This window comes from Streptomyces sp. NPDC016469 (genome assembly GCF_040632905.1).
GTDB lineage: Bacteria > Actinomycetota > Actinomycetes > Streptomycetales > Streptomycetaceae > Streptomyces.
Genome location: NZ_JBEYCQ010000009.1, coordinates 163281 through 178174, shown reverse-complemented (window position 1 = coordinate 178174; position 14894 = coordinate 163281). Strand labels below are relative to the sequence as shown.

General features: G+C 72.6%; 11 protein-coding genes. 8 read left to right on the top strand and 3 right to left on the bottom strand.

Annotated features, from left to right (window positions below; translation table 11 throughout):
• Positions 1-38: 38 nt before the first annotated feature.
• The 3 genes from ABZ565_RS13060 to speB all read right to left on the bottom strand — a co-directional run bounded on the left by ABZ565_RS13060 (position 39) and on the right by speB (position 3760).
• A complete protein-coding gene (locus tag ABZ565_RS13060) occupies positions 39-998 on the bottom strand; it encodes a serine hydrolase (RefSeq protein ID WP_361024543.1) in 960 nt (319 codons plus the stop codon).
• Positions 999-1109: 111 nt separating this feature from the next.
• Complete coding sequence (locus ABZ565_RS13055) at positions 1110-2795, bottom strand: thiamine pyrophosphate-binding protein (protein WP_361024540.1); 1686 nt, start codon at positions 2793-2795, stop codon at positions 1110-1112.
• Positions 2792-3760 (bottom strand): agmatinase, encoded by a 969-nt coding sequence (gene speB, locus ABZ565_RS13050; protein ID WP_361024537.1) that lies wholly within the window; start codon positions 3758-3760, stop codon positions 2792-2794. The genes ABZ565_RS13055 and speB overlap by 4 nt, the downstream gene beginning before the upstream one ends.
• 191 nt (positions 3761-3951) lie before the next feature.
• On the opposite strand from speB, the gene ABZ565_RS13045 reads away from it, so the two are divergent.
• The 8 genes from ABZ565_RS13045 (at position 3952) to ABZ565_RS13010 (ending at position 14846) form a co-directional block, all read left to right on the top strand.
• Positions 3952-4209 carry a hypothetical protein gene (locus ABZ565_RS13045; RefSeq protein ID WP_161212351.1) on the top strand — a complete coding sequence of 86 codons (258 nt, stop codon included), beginning with the start codon at positions 3952-3954 and terminating at the stop codon, positions 4207-4209.
• Positions 4210-4268: 59 nt separating this feature from the next.
• The gene (eccD, locus tag ABZ565_RS13040) at positions 4269-5609 is read left to right on the top strand and encodes a type VII secretion integral membrane protein EccD (RefSeq protein ID WP_361024534.1); all 1341 of its coding nucleotides are present in this window, start codon (positions 4269-4271) and stop codon (positions 5607-5609) included.
• A 64-nt stretch (positions 5610-5673) separates the two neighbouring features.
• A complete protein-coding gene (locus ABZ565_RS13035) occupies positions 5674-6822 on the top strand; it encodes a MinD/ParA family protein (protein WP_361024531.1) in 1149 nt (382 codons plus the stop codon).
• 97 nt (positions 6823-6919) lie between these two features.
• Entirely contained in the window at positions 6920-10930 is a 4011-nt protein-coding gene (gene eccCa / locus ABZ565_RS13030; protein ID WP_361024528.1) for a type VII secretion protein EccCa, read from the top strand.
• Between the two features lie 162 nt (positions 10931-11092).
• Complete coding sequence (locus tag ABZ565_RS13025; RefSeq protein ID WP_073965103.1) at positions 11093-11425, top strand: hypothetical protein; 333 nt, start codon at positions 11093-11095, stop codon at positions 11423-11425.
• 61 nt (positions 11426-11486) lie between these two features.
• Positions 11487-11807: a pore-forming ESAT-6 family protein gene (locus ABZ565_RS13020; RefSeq protein WP_361024524.1), complete on the top strand. Its 321-nt coding sequence runs from the start codon at positions 11487-11489 to the stop codon at positions 11805-11807.
• A gap of 28 nt (positions 11808-11835) precedes the next feature.
• Positions 11836-12264 (top strand): DUF6507 family protein, encoded by a 429-nt coding sequence (locus ABZ565_RS13015; RefSeq protein WP_361024521.1) that lies wholly within the window; start codon positions 11836-11838, stop codon positions 12262-12264.
• Positions 12261-14846 (top strand): hypothetical protein, encoded by a 2586-nt coding sequence (locus tag ABZ565_RS13010; RefSeq protein WP_361024518.1) that lies wholly within the window; start codon positions 12261-12263, stop codon positions 14844-14846. The genes ABZ565_RS13015 and ABZ565_RS13010 overlap by 4 nt, the downstream gene beginning before the upstream one ends.
• Positions 14847-14894: the final 48 nt, after the last annotated feature.

The following is a 14894-nucleotide window of genomic DNA, read 5'->3' as shown; positions in this document are numbered from 1 at the left end:
CCGGTCCGGGCCCGCTCCCGAACCGGGCGGAAGGCCCGCTAGCTCCGCTTGGCGGTGAGCATGCGGCCGGCGGGAGCCTCCGGGACCGGCGGGACGGCTTCCTGCGGGGCGGCGGGGACGGCGACGGCCCTGGGCTGCATGATGCGCGGGTTGAGGTCCTTGTGGACGGCCCGGGCGACGGCCTGGATGGTGTTGATGCCGTCGTTCATCGTCTTGTTGTCCTGGGTGAGCACGGTCAGCCCGTAGTCGTGGCCGTTGCCCGTGAAGGCGCCGATGCTGTGGACCCGCCAGCCGTGCGTGGCGCGCGGCAGCCAGCCGTTCTTGACCTGGACGGTGGTCCCGGTCACGGCGCCGGCCGGGGTGCCCCAGCGCTGCGAGGAGACGACCTTCTTCATCAGCCCCAGTTCGTAGGAGCGGGCGCTGTCGGTGAGCACGGAGTTCTTCGAGGTGAGCAGGGTCAGCAGCCGCTGCTCGTCCTGGGCCGTGATCTGGGTCAGGCCCCAGTAGCCGCCGGAGCCGGGCACGGTGTGGCTCATCCCGGCCGCCTTGAGGAAGGCGTTGACCTTGCTGACGCCGAGCTGCTTCCACAGGCTGGTGGTCGCGTCGTTGTCGGACTTGGTGATCATCTTGGTGCTGAGGTCGATTTCGCGCTGGGTGAGGTAGCGGTTGTGCTTGGCGTTGTCCCACAGCAGCGTGGCCAGCACGGTCGCCTTCACGACGCTCGCGGAGTCGTACGTGCTCGTCGCGCGCAGCGTGCACGTGGTGTTGGTGGACCGGTCGTAGAGCGCGAGCGCGACGGTGGACTTGCGGCCCTTGAGCGCTGCGGTGATGTCCTTGGTCAGCTGGGCGGCGAGCCCGGCCCGCTTGGAGGTGCAGCTCACCTGCGCGGTCGCGGCGGACGCGGGCGCCGCGACGAGGGCGATGGGTGCGAGGACCCCGGCCGCGACGGCGGCACAGAGCGCGGCGCGGGTGCGCCCGGTGGTACGGGACATGGTCATGGAGCGTTCCCCCTGAATGGTTCCTGCGGGCGGCCCCCCCGGCGCGCCCGCAAGAGATGACTCCCGGGGGGCCGGAAGGTTGTACGCGCCACAGGGGCCGATGAGGGCCTGTTACCTGTGCGTCGGCTCGAACATCGTCAGGTGGACCGGGAGGACGACGACCGAGGGTCCCGGCCGTCCGAACGCCTCGGCCAGGTCGGCGGCGAGCGTCTCGGGGCTCGTACGGACGGCGGGGACGCCGAAGGACTCGGCGAGGGCCGTGAAGTCCGGGCGGGCCAGCTCCGTACCGGTGGTCTCGCCGAACGCACCGGTCAGGTACTCGCGCAGGATGCCGTAGCCGCCGTCGTCCACGATCAGCCAGGTCACCGGCAGGCCGTACTGCCGGGCGGTGGCCAGTTCCGCGACCGAGTACATCGCGCCGCCGTCGCCGGAGACCGCGAGGACCGGCCGCGCCGGGTCGGCCACCGCCGCGCCCAGCGCCGCCGGGAACGCGTAGCCGAGGCCGCCCGCGCCCTGGGCGGAGTGCATGGTGTTCGGGCGGCGGGCGTCGAACGCGGCCCAGGCCCAGTAGCCGAGGATCGTCATGTCCCAGAAGCTGGGCGAGGTGTCGGGCAGGGCGGTCCGGATCGCGGCGAGAAGGCCCTGCTCCAGGTCCCGGCCCTGGCCGGCGATCCGGTCCCGGACCCGGGCGAGGACCCCGGCGGCCCGGTCGGCGGCGGCCGGGTCCTCGCGCGGGGCGACCGCGTCGATGAGGTCGGCGAGCGCGTCGCGGGCGTCCGCGTGGATGCCGAGCGCCGGGAGGTTGGCCTCCAGCTTGCCTGCGTCCGCCTCGATCTGGATCACCCGGCCGCGCGGGGCGAACGTGTAGTAGTTCGAGGAGAGTTCGCCGAGTCCGGAGCCGACGACGAGCAGGACGTCGGCGTCCTCCAGGAAGTCGGTGACGTGCCGGTCCTCCACCCACGACTGGAGCGAGAGCGGGTGGCCCCAGGGGAAGGCGCCCTTCCCGCCGTACGTCGTGACGACCGGGGCGTCGAGCTTCTCGGCCAGCGCGCGCAGCTTGCCGGACGCGTCCGACCGTACGACTCCGCCGCCCGCGACGATCGCCGGGCGCTCCGCGTGGGACAGCAGGTGCGCGGCGACCGCGATGAGTTCCGGGCGGGCGTGGAGCTCGCGCGGGGTGGCGTCCGGGGCGAGGACGACGGGCAGCGCGGTCTCCGCGTCCAGGACGTCCTGCGGGATCTCGACCCAGACGGGGCCGTGCGGGGCCGTCAGCGCGGACTCCCAGGCGGCGGCGATCGCGGACGGGATCTGCGAGGCGGCGCGCACGGTGTGGACGGACTTCACCACGTCCCGGAACGACGCCTGCTGGTCGCGCAGTTCGTGGAGATGGCCGTGGCGTCCGCCGCCCAGACCCCTGACCGGGATCTGGCTGGAGACCGCGAGGACCGGCGCGGAGGCGGCCGCCGCCTCCTGGAGCGCGGCGAGCGAGGTCAGCGCGCCGGGCCCGGTGGACAGGAACAGCGGGGCGACCTCGCCGGTGATCCGCCCGTAGGCGTCGGCGGCGAAGCCCGCGTTGTTCTCGACGCGCAGCCCCACGTACTCCAGCGACGAGCGGCGCAGCGCGTCGAACAGCGCCAGCGCGTGCTGTCCGGGCAGCCCGAAGACCGTGGTCGCGCCGAGCCCGCGCAGCGTCTCGATGACGAGGTCGCCGCCGGTCCGCCCGGGCGGGGGATTCAGCGCGGCCTCGATCTGCGCCGGGGTGAGCTCGGGCCGCTCGTCGTGGTGGTCGTGACTCAACGCTGCCGGGCCTCCGCGATCTGGCGGGTCATGATCGTCGTCAGCTCGTACGCGGTGTGCGAGGCGGCGACGGAGGTGATCTCCGCGTGATCGTACGCGGGGGCGACCTCGACCAGGTCCGCGGAGACCAGGTGGCAGGAGGACAGCCCGCGCACGATCTCCAGGAGCTCGCGGGAGGTGAGGCCGCCGGCCTCGGGGGTGCCGGTGCCGGGCGCGTGCGCCGGGTCCAGCACGTCGATGTCGATCGAGATGTACAGCGGCCGGTCGCCGATGCGCTGCCGCAACTGGTCGGCGATCTCGTCCACGCCGCGGCGCATCACGTCGGCCGAGGTGACGATCCCGAAGCCCATCTTGGCGTCGTCGGTCAGGTCCTGCTTGCCGTAGAGCGGGCCGCGCGTGCCGACGTGGGAGAGCGCCGAGGTGTCGAGGACGCCCTCCTCGACGGCCCGGCGGAACGGCGTGCCGTGGGTGTAGGCGGCGCCGAAGTAGGTGTCCCAGGTGTCGAGGTGGGCGTCGAAGTGGAGCAGCGCGACCGGGCCGTGCTTCTTGGCGACGGAGCGCAGCAGCGGCAGCGCGATGGTGTGGTCGCCGCCGAGCGTCATCAGCCGGGCGCCCGTGGACAGCAGTTCGTCGGCCGCCGCCTCGACGGTCTCCACGGCCTCCTCGATGTTGAACGGGTTGGCCGCGATGTCCCCCGCGTCGGCGACCTGCGCCAGGGCGAACGGCGAGGCGTCCTGCGCCGGGTTGTAGGGGCGCAGCAGGCGCGACGCCTCACGGATCGCGTTGCCGCCGAAGCGGGCGCCGGGCCGGTAGGAGACACCCGAGTCGAACGGCACCCCGACGACGGCCACGTCCGCCGTGCCGACCTCGTCCAGGCGGGGCAGCCGGGCGAACGTCGCGGGCCCGGCGTACCGGGGGATGCGCGAGGAGTCGACGGGGCCGCGGGGCGTCTCGTTGCTGGTCATGAGGGGGGTGCCCTTTCCTGGGATGCGTGTGCCGAGGCGACGCTAGGCGGCCGCGGGGCCGGACTGAAGTGTACGTTTCGTCCACTCACCCACCGGAACGGATGAAACCACCCGCGCCCCCTGATCCGGCCACCCTGAGGTGTCCCCTGCAGCGCCCCATGGCTTATGTTGCAGTGGCAAAGGGGGGTCGCATGGCGCGGGATTACGACAGTCAGCTGCTGGAGTCGGTGGGAGTACGCCGCCGGCGGATGCGCGACGCGCTCCTGTTCGGCACCGGCCGTGCGCGGCGGACGGCCGACGAGCGCCTGGGCAAGGTGTTCGCGGGCATCGCGATCACCGCCGTGCTGTGCGCGGGCTGCGTCGGCTGGTCCTTCCTCCAGCACACCCTGGACAAGCAGAAGGCCGAGCAGGAGAAGCAGCAGCGGCAGTACCAGCAGTACAACCGCTGACCGGTTCACCCCGAATTCCTGGACGTCGCGATGATTGGTTTTCGTCAGTGAGTACGGCAATGGCTTCCCGAGCGGAAATGAGCCGGGTGACCCTCGTCGGCGAGCGGCGCCGCGCGGATCTCGTCCTGCCGTCCGACACCCCGGTCGGGCAGCTCCTTCCGGACATTCTCCGGCTGCTGGACGACCGGGCCGCGTCCCGCCCGCTGACCAGGCAGCTGCTCACCGCCGACGGCTCGGCGCTGCCGCTCGACGCCACCCTGGCCTCGGCGGGCATCGGCGACGGTGCCGTGCTCCGGCTGGTCCGCATCCACGCGGCCCCGCCGGCCCCCGTGGTCCACGACGTCACGGACCAGGTGGCCGACAGCCTGGACCTCCAGACCTGGCGCTGGCGTCCGGCCGCCCGCCGTGCCGGCGCGGGCGCGGCGGCCGTGGTCTTCGCGGTGATCGCCGCACTGCTCGCCCGCCGCGAGTTCCCGCTGGGCGCCCTGGCCGGGGCGCTGACGGGCGTCACGGCCCTGCTGCTGGTGGCCGGCGCCCTGGTCGCCCGGCTCGGCCGGGGCAACCGCTCGCCGGCGACCGCGCTGCTCCTCGTCTCGGCCGCTCTCGGCGTCCTCACGGCGTGGACGGCCGCCGACGCCCACGACTGGTCCGGTGCGCTGCGGCTGGCGGCCGTGGCCGGGGCGGTCGCCCTGTCGCTGGTGCTGCTCGGGCTGCTGTCGCCGCTGGGCCGGGGCGGGCTGATCGGCGGGCTGGCCACGGCCGTGGTGACGGGGGTCTGGGAGGTCGTCGCCGCCGTGGCGGAGGACCGGGCCCGGCTCGGCGCCGTGATGGCCGTGTTCTCCGTGGTCCTCCTCGGCCTGCTCCCCCGGCTCGCCCTGATGGCGTCCGGCCTCACGGGGCTGGACGACCGCCGTTCGGGAGGCGCTTCGGTCAGCCGCCACGACGTGGGCAACGCGCTGGCCGCCACGCACCGGGGCCTCGCCCTGGCGACGCTCGTCACGGGGGTCTCGGCCGCCGCCGGCGGGTACCTCCTCACCACGGCGGACCGGCCGACGGTGTGGACGGTGCTGCTGGCGTGCCTGGTGGCGGTGGTGCTGCTGTCCCGGGCGCGGGCGTTCCCGCTGGTGGCGGAGGTGGTGGCGCTGTTCGCCGCCGCCGCGTTCGTGTCGGTGCGGCTGGTGGTGCTGTGGCTGGACCACTCCGGGGGCGCGGGGCCGGTCGCGGTCCTGTGCGCGGCGGCGCTGCTGCCCCTGCTCGCGCTGGTGGCGGAGCCGCCGGAGCACGTACGGGTGCGGCTGCGGCGGACGGCCGACCTCATCGAGTCCATCGGCGTCGTGGGGCTCTTCCCGCTCGCGGTCGGGGTGTTCGGCGTCTACGGGCAGCTGCTGAACAAGTTCTGACGACTCCGACACCACCGACGCGGGCGCTCCCGGCGGGGCATCGAAGCGGCGAAGAAGGGCAGACATGCCGAACGCGGACCACAACTGGCAGGGCGACCTCCTGCGCGACCTGAAGGGGCCGGACCCGGCCGGGGCCGGCGACACCGGGACCCCGGCGGACCCGCGCCCCGCGGTGCCGCGTGCGCGGCCCGAGCCCGCCGCCCCGGCCGCCCCCGCGCGGGAGGCGACGCACGCCCCCGCCCCGGCCGGGCCCGCCGCCGGCGCCTGGCCCGGGACCCCCGCGCCTCCGCCCACCCCCGATTCGCTCCCCGTCCTCGACCAGGCGATGGCCGCCGTGGCGCGGCGGCCGGTGCGCGGTGAGGCGGCCGTCGTACGGGCCGCGCGCGCCGTGCGCCGTATCGTCTCCGGGTCCGCCGCGCGGGAGGTCGCCGCGCTCACCCGTACCGCCGAAGTGCTCCAGCAGCCGGTGACGACGGGGCGGCAGATCGCGGTCACGTCCATCCGGGGCGGCGCCGGCAAGACGACGGTGACCGCGCTGCTCGGCACCACGTACGCGCACTACCGGCAGGACCCGGTCCTCCTCGTGGAGGCCGACCCGGCCCTGGGCTCGCTGCCGTTGCGGCTGGGCGCCGAGACGCTGCGGTGGACCACCGCCGACCTGGCGGACATCGCCGCGCCGCAGATGTCGCTGCTCGACGTCACCGGCTATCTCGTCCAGCTCCCGGACAACGCCTGGCTGCTGCCCGGGAGCCAGGGCCGGATCGGGGCCATGGTCGACACCGTCACGTACGAACGGGTGATGGTCGCCCTGCGCCGCTACTTCGGGGTGACCGTGGTGGACTGCGAGACGCTGCCCGCCGAGGTCGCCCGGGTCGCCCTGTCCGCCGCGCAGGCCCGGGTGCTCGCGGCCCCCGCCACGCTCGACGGCGTGACCAGCACGTACGCCGTGCTGCAATGGCTCCGGGCGCTGCCCCGGCACGTCATCGAGGGGACCGTCGTCGCGCTCTCCGTGACGACCCCGCGCCCCGGCATCGACATCGACGCGGCGGCCGAACGCCTCGCGACGACCGGCGCCCGCGTCCACGTCCTGCCCTACGACCGGCACCTGGCGGCGGGCGGACCGCTGCGCACCGGACTGCTCGCCCGCCCGGCCCGGCTGGCCGCCACCCGCCTCGCCGCCGAGGTCTTCGAGCTGTCCCAGAAGCGCCGGTGATCCCGGTGCCGATGGCCTGTCCCGCCCTTCCCGTCCGCCGCGCGACACCGTGCCCGAGCCCGTACGCCCACCCGGCCGAGATCCCCGGACGGAGCCGATGAGCACCCGCCTGATCCACCGCCCCGCCCGCACCACGCGCCCGCCGGCCGATTCCGAGCCGCGCACCATCGAGGCGCCGCCCAACCTGCCCGAGGGCAAGTCCGGGAACATCGCGATGTCGCTGCTCCCGGTCGCCGGGGTCATGTCGTCCGTGGTGATGATGACGGTGGTCCGCAACAGCCAGTTCGCCGGGCTCGGCGCGATCATCCTCGTCGTCACGGTCATCGGCTCGGCGGTGCTGCTGCTCTCCCAGCGCGGCAAGGCGCAGCGGACCCGGCGCACCCAGCGCGAGGCGTATCTCGCCTATGTGGAGGACCTGCGCGAGGAGCTGTCGGCCGAGGAGCGGGCCCGGCGCGAGCAGGCGGACGTGCTGAACCCGTCCCCGTACGCCCTCTACGACATCGTGCGCGACCCGGCCCGCCTCTGGGAGCGGCGCAGGGCCGACGACGACTTCCTGCGGATACGGGCCGGCACGGGCGAGATGCCGCTGCGGGACCTCCGGATCGGCGAGCAGGGCTCGTCCGTCCTCACCCCGCCCGACCTCTTCATGCTCAACGAGGCGTCGGCCGTGGTGAAGCGGTTCCGCAACGGCACCGAGCTGCCCCTGACCGTCCCGCTGGACCGGGCCGGGAACGTCAGCGTGGTCGGCCCCCGCGAGGACGGCCTGCGGGTCGTGCGCGCCCTGCTCGTCCAGGCGGCCGCCCTGCACGCGCCGGACGACGTGGCGATCGCGGTCGCCGCCTCCGGTGAGCGCATGGCCGACTGGGAGTGGGCCAAGTGGCTGCCGCATCTGCTCGACCCCGAGCAGTCCGACGGTCCGGTCGCCGCCCGCCGCATCGCGCCTTCCGCCGCCCGGCTGGCCCGCCTCCTCGGACCCGAGCTGCGCCGCCGCGCCTCCTACGCCGCCGAGGTGCGCCGGGGCCTGGCCGGACGGGACGCGCTCGCGATGAACTCCCGGCTGCTCGTGGTGGTCGACGGGCACGGCGAGGACGCCGTGGACCTGCCGCGCCCCGACGACGCGGTCGGGCTGCGCGAGATGGGCGTGACCGTGGTGCACCTGCTCGACCGGCGGGTCCAGGAGCCGGACCACGTCAACGTGCGCCTCACCGTGGACTCCACCGACGTGGTCGTGGAGGACCTGCGCGCGGCGGAGACCGTCGAGGCGCACGGCACCGTGGACGAGGTCGGGGTGGACTTCGCGGAGGGCCTGGCCCGGATGATCGCGCCGCTGCGTCTGTCCGCCGAGTCCCTGGCCGACGCGCCGCTGGCCGGTCCGGTCGAGTTCGCCGCGATGCTCGGCATCCAGGACGTGGCGGCGCTGGACCTGGACCGGCTGTGGGCGCCGCGCGGCGAACGCGCCTTCCTGCGGGTGCCGATCGGGATCAGCGACGCGCACGAGCCGGTGCTCCTGGACCTCAAGGAGTCCTCCGAGCTGGGCATGGGCCCGCACGGGCTGTGCGTGGGCGCGACGGGCTCCGGCAAGTCGGAGCTGCTGCGCACCCTCGTCCTCGGCCTGGCGGCCACCCATCCGCCGGAGGACCTGGCGCTCGTCCTGGTCGACTACAAGGGCGGCGCCACCTTCGCCCCGTTCGCGGACCTGCCGCACGTCGCGGGGGTCATCACCAACCTGGAGAACCAGGCGGGTCTGGTCGAACGGGTGCACTCCTCGCTCGCCGGCGAGGTCAAGCGCCGCCAGCAGGCCCTGAAGGACGCGGGCAACGTCGCGGACATCGGGGACTACGCGGCGCTGCGCGCGCAGAAGCGGCCGGACCTGGAGCCGCTGCCGCACCTGTTCGTGGTGATCGACGAGTTCGGTGAACTCCTCACCGCCAAGCCGGACTTCATCGACCTGTTCCTCTCCATCGGCCGGATCGGCCGGTCCATCGGCGTGCATCTGCTGCTGTCCAGCCAGCGCATCGAGAGCGGCAAGCTCAAGGGCCTGGAGACCTATCTCTCGTACCGCCTCGGCCTGCGGACCTTCTCCGCCGACGAGTCGCGGATGGTCCTGGACACCACGGACGCCTTCCACCTGCCGCCGCTGCCCGGCTTCGGCTTCCTCAAGGTGGACACCAGCCACTACACGCGCTTCAAGGCGGGTTACGTCTCCGGCGCGTACCGGGGGCCCGTGCGGAGCGCCGACGAGGAGGAGACCGGGCCGCTCGCCCTCCCGTACGAGGCGTACAACACCCTCGCCGGGCCGGAGAGCGCCCCGCAGGACCACGAGCCCCCGGCCCGCCGCCGCGAGACCGGGCCGACCGAACTCGCGGTCATGGTGGACCAGTTGACCGGCGCCGCACCCGGCGTACGGAGCATCTGGCTGCCCCCGCTGCCCCATGCCGTCACCCTGGACGCCGTCGCCGGACCGCTGGACGCCGGGCCGCGCGGGATGCGGCTGACCGGGGTGCGCCCGGACGCGGGGAGGCCGGGCACCCGGCAGCGGGGCCCGCTGCTGGTGCCGCTCGGGCTGCTGGACGACCCGGCCAAGCAGTGGCAGGGGCAGTGGCTCCTGGACCTCACGGTGGCCGGCGGGCACGCGGCGGTCATCGGCGGCCCGCAGTCCGGCAAGACGACGCTGCTGCGCACCCTGGTCCTCTCGCTCGCGCTCACGCACACCCCGCAGGAGGTCGGCGTCTACGGCCTCGACCTGGTCGGCGGCGGCCTCCAGGCCCTCGCCGAGCTGCCGCACGTCGGCGGCGTGGCCGGCCGCGCCGACCGGGAGCGGGCCGCGCGCACGGTCGAGGAGGTGCGCGCGATGCTCACCCTGCGCGAGGAGCTGTTCCGCGAGCACGGCATCGACTCGGTCGAGCAGCTGCGCGCCCTGCACGCGGCGGGCGGCCTGCCGCAGCTGGCGTCCGCCGAGATCGTCCTCGTCATCGACGGGTTCGGCGCGCTGCGCGACGACTTCGACGAGCTGGACGACGCGGTCGCGGACATCCTCAAGCGGGGTGGCGGCTACGGCATCCACGTCGTCGCCGGGATGCTCCGGTGGAACGACGTGCGCATCGCGATCCAGTCCAACTTCGGCACCCGCGTGGAGCTGCGGCTCAACGACCCGGGCGAGTCGAGCGTCGACCGCAAGCTCGCCGAGACCCTCTCCCCCGACGAGCCGGGCCGCGTCCTCACCGACGGGAAGCTCTTCGCCCAGGTGGCCCTGCCCCGCACGGACGGGGTCGCGGAGACGGCGGAGCTGGGCGCGGTCCTCGAACGCGCCGCGCGCACGGTCCGGGCCACCTGGCACGGCGAGGTCGCCCAGCCGGTACGGGTGCTGCCGCACCTGCTCGAACCGTCCCTGCTGCCCGGCCGGGCGGCGGAGCCGGAGCGGGTGCCGCTGGGCCTGGACCAGTCGGCCCTGGCGCCCGTGCTGCTGGACCTGTTCGGCCACGACCAGCACCTGCTGGTGCTCGGCGACAGCGAGTGCGGCAAGACGAACCTGCTGCGGGCGGTCGCCCAGGGTCTCGCCGACCGTTACGGCGAGGACGACCTCGTCTTCGCGGTGATGGACCCCCGGCGGTCGCTGCGCGGGGTGGTCCCGGAGGAGCTGAACGGCGGTTACGCGTACAACTCCAAGCTCTGCATGGGCCTTTCGGCCGCGATCGCCTCCGAGCTGGAGAAGCGGCTGCCGGACGAGAACGCCCCTCTGGAGGATCTGGAGCCGGGCAGCTGGGGCACGGGCCCGCGCATCGTGGTCCTGGTGGACGACTACGACGTGCTGACGACGGCGGGCCAGTCGCCGCTGGCCGCGTTCCTCCCGTACATCCCCTCCGCCGTGGACATCGGCCTGCACTTCGTCCTGTCGCGGCGCGTGGCGGGTGCTGCGCGCGGGATGTACGAGCCGGTGGTGCAGAGCCTGCGGGAGTCGGGGGCCTCGGCGCTGGTGATGTCCGGCGACCGCAGCGAGGGCCAGCTCTTCCCCGGCGTGTACGCCGCCCAACAGCCTCCTGGCCGGGGGGTGTTCATCCAGCGGGGGCGCCCGAACCGGCTGACGCAGACGGTGTACGTACCGCACTGACGTACCACTTCGCAAAGCGCGGACGCCGGGGGCGCCGGTCCGCTCTCCCGGCCGCCGTGGCGATATGGCCGATTGCAGATTGCAGTAGCGACGCGCGGATTGATAGACATGATGCTGGGACGGATACATCCGTTCGGGGTTTCGACGCATAGGGGGAAGCCGATGAAGTTCGACATGGGGTCCACGGTCCTGTCGACGCTGCTCAAGCACTCGCAGGGCTCCAGCACCGATCTGGGCACGCTGATCCGGCAGTTGATCGCCGCGGCGGAGCCGCTGGAAGGCAAGTTCAACGGCGCGGGCAAGATCGCGTTCGACGACTTCAAGAACCGCTCCGACGAGATCACCGCGGCGCTGAACGCCTCGCTCTCCGGCATTCTGGGCGGCCAGCAGGGCATGGACGCGGCGTTCGGCTCGGGCGAGCAGGAGCAGGGCGAGAACGCGCGTACGCAGATGGCTTCGGCCAACTTCGACGCGGCCCGCTTCGGCGGCCGCTGATCCGGCGCGACCGGCACTTTCGACGTATCCGTACATATTTCTGACGGGGAGACAAAGAGTTATGGCGGGACACGGCGGCAACACGGACCGGCGCTCGTACGACACCGGCGCATCGACCGAGGTGCAGGGCAACCTCCAGACGGTGATCGCCCAGCTCGAACTGGTCATCACGGCCCGGGACGGCCAGGTCAAGGCCGCGATGAGCGACTTCGCGGCGGATGGCGTGGCCGACGAGTACCACGGCAAGGAACTCCGCTGGCAGGCGACATCGCAGGAGGTCAAGAACATCATCCACCTGCTCCGTTCCACGCTGGAGAAGAACGACGGCACGGCCCACCAGACACTGGCCCGCGCGAAGGCGGCCGTCGACAACATCGGCTGACCTTTACGACTCCGGGGGGGGGCGGCCCGTGACGGCTTGGGACATCACACCGCAGGGCGTACAGGGGCAGTTGCGGCTCGTGGGCGGTCACGCCGGCGAGCTGGCGAAGGCGCAGGACGCGATGCTGGCCGCCCTGGAGAAGGCGGCCCGGGCGGCGGGCACGGCGGTGCCCGGCACGATGGCCCGCGAGACGCCGCTGCAAGGCCCGGTGGCTCCGGGGCAGCCGCACCTCACGGCACCGACGCTGGGTCCGGTCGCCGCCGCCCTGGGCGAGTACCTGCGCGGCCGGCAGCCGCAGCTGGCCGCGATGGCGGAGCGCATCGAGGCGGCTGTCCTGGGCGCGGTCACGGCGACGAACGAGTACGTCGAAGGTGACCTGGACAACGCCAAGCGGGCCCAGGACGCGGCCAGGGCCCTCCGCCTCGACGTGCTGAAGGACATCGGGGAGGGCAGGTGAGCGACGACGAGCCGATCACCCTCGAAGGCATCCCGGTCTTCACCGGCGACCTGGCCCTGCTCGACGTCCAGGTGTCCGCGCTGACCAAGGGCGGCGAGGCCATCGAGACGTCCGCCGGCGACGTGCACAGCAGCTTCGGCGGCCTCCAGGCGTTCTACCGGGCGCCCGAGGCGGACCAGCTGTTCGCCACGACCCGGCCGGTGGCGGACCGCGGGATCTCCCTCAAGTCGGACCTGGCCACGATCACCTCCGCGCTGAGCACGTACTCTCAGGACGCCGAACCGCTGATCGAGAAGCTGAAGCAGCTCAAGCGGGACGCCGGGGCGTTCCGGGTGAAGGCCGCCGCCGACGACAAGTGGCGCGAGGACGGCGACCTCGTCGGCGAGAACAACCGGCGCCGCGAGGAGATCGCGGAGACCTGGGCGGCCTTCCAGGCGGTGGAACGGGCCTGCTACAACAAGATCGTCGCACTGGTGGACGGCGCGCCCCTGAGGGCCGACGAGGGCTCGGGCAAGGCCCACACGTACGGCTACGACGCCGAGGCGCTGAAGCACGCGGAGGGCCTGCCCTGGGGCGACCCGGTCGAGGAGTCGGTGCCCTGGTGGCAGCTCCACGAACACGCCTGGGACTTCGCCAAGGGGTTCTTCGTCGACGGCGTCTGGGGCACGGTCAAGGGCCTGGGCACCCTGGTCGGCACCGACGGCTGGGACTCCGCCAAGCAGGCGTGGTCGGGCCTGGGCAAGCTCGCCACCGGCCTGGCGGTCTCCGGCACGCCACTGGCCGGCCTGTACTGGGGCCTGCCGGACGACAAGCTCCCCTCCTCCCTGCGTGAGTCCCGCACGGCGATGAAGCAGACCGGCAAGGCACTGCTGGCCTGGGACCAGTGGAGCGAGAACCCGTCCCGGGCTCTGGGCGCGGTGTCGTTCAACGTCGTCACGACGGTGTTCACCGGTGGCACGGGCGGCGCGGCCTCCGGCGCCGGAAAGGCGGCCCTCGCGGCGAAGGCCCTGTCCACGGCGGGCAAGGTGGGCCGGTTCGTCGACCCGATGACGTACGTCTTCACGGGCGCGGGCATGGGCCTGACGAAGATCGGCGACGGCCTGGCAGTGCTCAAGGGCCTGGGGAAGTTCGAGATACCCGCCCTTCCCGAGGGCGCGATCACCCTCCCGGAGGGCGCGTTCAAACTCCCCGACGGCACCCTGCACCTGCCGGAGGGCGCGGCGGTCCCGGAGGGCGCGTTCGAGGTCCCGGCCAACTCCTTCACACTCCCGGCGGGCGCGGAGATCCCCCCGGGCGCCATAGCCCTGGGCGACGGCGTGGTCCGCCTCCCGGAGGGAGTACAGCCCCCAGCGGGCTCCCTCCGCATCCCGGAGGGCACCCTCAAACTCCCGGAGGGTACGACGGCCCTGCCGGAGAACGTCCTCAAGGGCACGGACGAACACGGCAACACGGTCTACCTGGACCGCCCGGGCAACGTCCTCGGGGAGGACGGCACCCTCCTCCAACACAACTCGGCGGCCCGGCGGGAGGGAGCGGGGGTACGGGCTTCGGCCTCGCCGGAGGAGGCGCTGGTCGGGGCGAACGGCAGCGCTGGACGTGTCCGACCGACGGGAGCGGGAGGGCACTCCGCGCGAGTCGGCTCTGGTGGTGGCCATGAGCCCCCCAGCTCCATGCACCAGGGCGCCGATCCCCATGGCCCTCGCCATTCACTCACTCGTGAACAGGTGCAAGAAATCCAGGTCTATCGGGCGAATCACGAGGAAGGATATTTCCAGAGGTATTACTCAATCGACGGCCGCCGCATACGGGTCAAGGTCGTAGACGAGAGCGGCTACGCCCCACCGCACCTCATCAAGAAGGATGGGGAGTGGATCGCCGCAAGCGATGCCCCGCCACCCATTCCGGAGCGATACTTCGACGGCGAAGGAGCAAGCCGCGTTCGCGGAGACGCGACCGACCAGAATTCGCTACGGATACTGGATGAAGCAGCCGCTCACCGAAGAAGCTCCATCGACTACGCGCAAGCGGCCGAACGACACAGGGGAATGCACTCCGGACTTCCCGACGGAACCCCCGAACGGATCGATACGGCCAACGAGTACAGCTCCGCCTTGGGCACACAGACCAAGGCTGCGGAGACGTACGGAGAACTGGTGGCAGAACACCAGGCCATCCCGGAACTCTATGACGACGTCATCAAGAAGGAAAAACTTTACGGCCCAGCGAACGGAAACGACCAGTTCGACCAGGTCTACCGGCGCAAGGATGGAAAGTTTGTAGTCGTAGAAGCCAAGTCGAATGTCAAGACCCCTCATAATTCGCGCCAACTCCCCGAGGGAGGTAGCGCCATGCAAGGCTCGAGAGAATATTTCTTCGACATTCTCCGAAAAATGCAGGAGAGAGGCCGAGCCCATCCCAGCGAATTGGCTCTTGCGGAGGAACTTGAGTTCGCACTGGATCACGGCAAGCTCGACTACATCCTGGTCAAGGGCAGGGCGGATGGCGGCTTGTACGGTGGTTACACGATGGAGAAGTTCGACATCCGCAAGTTGGACGACCTGGGTAACGGGAGCACCTTGTGACACGGCATGTGGCCCGGCACGGAAGTGCGGGGCCTGACGACGAGACGT

Bases quoted from the DNA above. Each gene is read 5' to 3' on its own strand.
- ABZ565_RS13060 (WP_361024543.1), bottom strand. From the start codon at position 998: ATGACCATGTCCCGTACCACCGGGCGCACCCGCGCCGCGCTCTGTGCC.
- speB (WP_361024537.1), bottom strand. From the start codon at position 3,760: ATGACCAGCAACGAGACGCCCCGCGGCCCCGTCGACTCCTCGCGCATC.
- ABZ565_RS13045 (WP_161212351.1), top strand. From the start codon at position 3,952: ATGGCGCGGGATTACGACAGTCAGCTGCTGGAGTCGGTGGGAGTACGC.
- eccD (WP_361024534.1), top strand. From the start codon at position 4,269: ATGGCTTCCCGAGCGGAAATGAGCCGGGTGACCCTCGTCGGCGAGCGG.
- ABZ565_RS13035 (WP_361024531.1), top strand. From the start codon at position 5,674: ATGCCGAACGCGGACCACAACTGGCAGGGCGACCTCCTGCGCGACCTG.
- eccCa (WP_361024528.1), top strand. From the start codon at position 6,920: ATGAGCACCCGCCTGATCCACCGCCCCGCCCGCACCACGCGCCCGCCG.
- ABZ565_RS13025 (WP_073965103.1), top strand. From the start codon at position 11,093: ATGAAGTTCGACATGGGGTCCACGGTCCTGTCGACGCTGCTCAAGCAC.
- ABZ565_RS13020 (WP_361024524.1), top strand. From the start codon at position 11,487: ATGGCGGGACACGGCGGCAACACGGACCGGCGCTCGTACGACACCGGC.